This window comes from Dethiosulfatibacter sp., from assembly GCF_983023055.1.
The window spans coordinates 1-3,250 of the sequence record NZ_CEZJXU010000299.1 but is presented as its reverse complement, the minus strand read 5'-3'; the positions used below and the strand labels follow the sequence as shown (position 1 = coordinate 3,250).

Here is a 3,250-nt window from a genome sequence, read left to right as displayed (position 1 = left end):
AATCCACTGTTATAAGTAGAATCATTTTCCACAGTATTCCTGTATCAGGCTTTTCTTTATGGAATATGTAAAGAACCAGGATGGAAAGGACATTTATTACAAGAGGTACAATTATTGAATATATTCCTCCATAGAGATAATCCGGCATATAGCTTAGCCTTGAACCGGATATATAGTTGAAATTGAAGGTAATCAGATTCATGACAACATATACCAAAGTGAGAATCTTCAATCCCCTGTTCCAGTTTTCATACCCCTTGTTATTCATTACCATATATATTACACCCAAGACGAAGAAGAAAACTATAAGCATGAAAAAGCTCCTCACAAACATGAAACTGAGAGCGTAAAAGGGTACTACTGAAGCACTCTGTAATGCATGCTTATAGTCTTCCCCACTTATGGTAGAGCTTGTGCTTCTGTACTCCCCATCAGTGGAGTTGTAAAGTAGCTCATATTCAAGACCTGTGACATCAAGCCATACTGCAACGTGTTCATCATTTTCCATTTCCACTACAACTGGATTTCTAGAAAACCTATATGTATTTGAAATATACTCCGGCTTTTCCAGTGTTCCGTCATCATTTACTTGACTAAGAAATATATCATTATAGTCGGTGAATTCATTGTCTGTGTTAAATCCAGATCCGCAGAAATAAACTTCACCCTCAATGTTCAAAATATTTGCATTATAATCTATACTATAAAGTCCCGGGAAGGGACTTTCTGAAAACTCCCTTGCAAATCCTATTACTCCGTTTTCCATATCAATTGAAACCAGCATGTTGGAAAGCGTTACTGAACCCTGGGCTCCAACAACCTTGATTGGAGTATTAGTATAAAATACTCCATCATTAACTACACTAGTCGTATAACCAAAATACAGGTTTTTTATACTGTCAATAACCTTTGCAGTCCTAAGATTTTCGATATCGTCACATGAACCAAAAAGAACTTCAACAGTAGTTGTATCAGGAGTGTTTAGCAAATAGAGGAAACCTGCCTTCTCTTCATCTATGATATAGGCTGTCTCTAAATTCCATATATTTTTAACCTTTTTCCCCTCAGTTACTGTTCCGTTTTTAATCTTCAAACTGTATATCCAATCGTCGTTGAATACGGTAATATACTTGTTAAATGCAATGGACATACCACTGCAATTTTCAAAAACAAGATTTTCATCACCAAAACCATCTTCTCCTTTAAATTGTGACATGTAAAGATTGTTATCTCTTATGAAGAGAATACTTCCATCTACTACCTGTATATTGTCACTGGTATTTCTGTTGAAAAATTCCATATCCAAACTGCCCTGATTTATTATATTACCTCTGGAATCCATTTCCCTGTATAGTATTCTTCCTTCATTATCATAAGTCAGCACAAGAACATTTTCTTCATATTTACCTGCAACCGGTTCAACATTCATTCCCGACAGTCCTATTGAAGTGTGACCTCCCCAGTTTTCACTGTAGCTCAATTTTTGGATATTTATATGAACAATGGCGTTGTAGCCTACAAAGAGTACAACTGTCAATATGATTGCAATAATTGTAAGCACAGGTACATTTCTACTTTTCATTTTTACCTCCTGAATATCTTTATTCCAGCTTACGCGTATACCGCAGCATAGCTGCTTTCACTACCTTAATTATATCATCAACTGGAGGTTCAAAAAATTAAAGTTCTTTAATCATTTCGTTTATATCTTGTAATAATTCGTTCTTATGCTATAATGTAATTGATTTGTCTTGTATCTAAAATATAAGAACGAGAACATGGAGGAATTATTAATGAAAGAAATACTAGGAAACACCCGCAAACTCACCTTCCTGGGAGTTATGCTGGCTTTAACAATTGTATTCGTAGCAATAACAGCAATACCATCACCTACAGCAACTACAATGGCATGGTTCATGTTCATACCAACCATAGTAACAAGCATAGTTATGGGACCCAAGGCAGGAGCATTAATGGGATTCTGTGCCGGCGTAGCAACACTATTAAGAGCATTATTGGCACCTCTTACACCCTTTGATGTATTTTTTCTAAATCCACTAATTTCAGTACTTCCAAGAATATTCGTAGGTGTGGTTCCATACATGATATACACACCACTCAAAGCAATATTCAGAAAATCTCCAAACGGAGATAAAATAGCCATATTGGCTGCAGGAGCTTCAGGTGCAATTACAAATACCGCACTTGTAATGACGGCACTTTATCTTATATTTGTACAGGAGATTATAGATCTTGTAGGCGTTCCCTTCAAAGCACTGTTGATATCAATAATAACAACAAGTTCTGTTACAGAAGCACTGATAGCAGCAATACTGACATTGCCTGTAGTACTTGCATACAAAAAAATATACAGATAAACAAGGAGCATTTATGTTTTTAGCAATCGATATAGGAAATACAAACATCACTTTGGGAGTATGGGAAGGCGATACTCTACATGGGCCCTGGAGAATAACCACAAAGACACCAAGAACTTCTGATGAATACGGTATAGTTTTAAATAACCTTTTAGAAATGAACGGAGTTAACACGAGCAAGCTTCAAAATATCATAGTTGCATCTGTAGTACCCAATATAATGCATTCGTTCAACAGAGCACTGGAAAAATATTTCGGTATAGATCCAATAATTGTTGGTCCAGGAACAAAAACAGGCCTTGCAATAAAAGCAGAGAATCCAAAAGAAGTAGGAGCAGACCGTATAGTTGATGCTGTTGCAGCCTTCGAACAGTATGGCGGACCTGTAATAGTCATAGACTTCGGAACAGCTACGACTTATGATGTAGTAAGTGAGAAGTGCGAATTTATAGCAGCAATCACATCTCCTGGAATTCAAATCAGTGCAGATGCACTGTGGAGCAAGGCTGCACAGCTTCCAAATATAGCAATCATAAAACCAAAGTCAATACTTGCAAGAAATACAATCACAAGCATGCAGGCCGGTCTGGTATACGGTTACATCGGACAGGTGGAATACATTGTAAACAAGATCAAGGAAGAGCTCAATGATCCAAACATGAAAGTTGTTGCAACTGGAGGTCTTGGTAGCATAATAGTTCCTGAAACAGATGCAATAGACGAATACGACATGATGCTTACAATAAAAGGACTCAAATACATCTACGAAAAAAACATCTAGTAATCTTAAAAAAACCGCACTAATAATCCAGACATATCTAAAGAGAGCTGATGCTCTCTTTTATAATCAAGAAAGCAGCTTTGCTGCGTTA

The 3,250-nt window shown here is 36.6% G+C and carries 3 protein-coding genes; 2 read left to right on the top strand and 1 reads right to left on the bottom strand.

What is annotated here, in order from left to right; translation table 11 throughout:
- A partial coding sequence (locus AC3AX0_RS09940) for a hypothetical protein (RefSeq protein ID WP_487550136.1) occupies positions 1–1,582 on the bottom strand: 1,582 nt, incomplete at its 3' end.
- A gap of 211 nt (positions 1,583–1,793) precedes the next feature.
- Here AC3AX0_RS09940 and AC3AX0_RS09935 point away from each other — a divergent pair.
- A complete protein-coding gene (locus tag AC3AX0_RS09935) occupies positions 1,794–2,378 on the top strand; it encodes an ECF transporter S component (protein ID WP_487550135.1) in 585 nt (194 codons plus the stop codon).
- A gap of 13 nt (positions 2,379–2,391) precedes the next feature.
- Positions 2,392–3,159 carry a type III pantothenate kinase gene (locus AC3AX0_RS09930; RefSeq protein WP_487550134.1) on the top strand — a complete coding sequence of 256 codons (768 nt, stop codon included), beginning with the start codon at positions 2,392–2,394 and terminating at the stop codon, positions 3,157–3,159.
- Positions 3,160–3,250 lie beyond the last annotated feature (91 nt).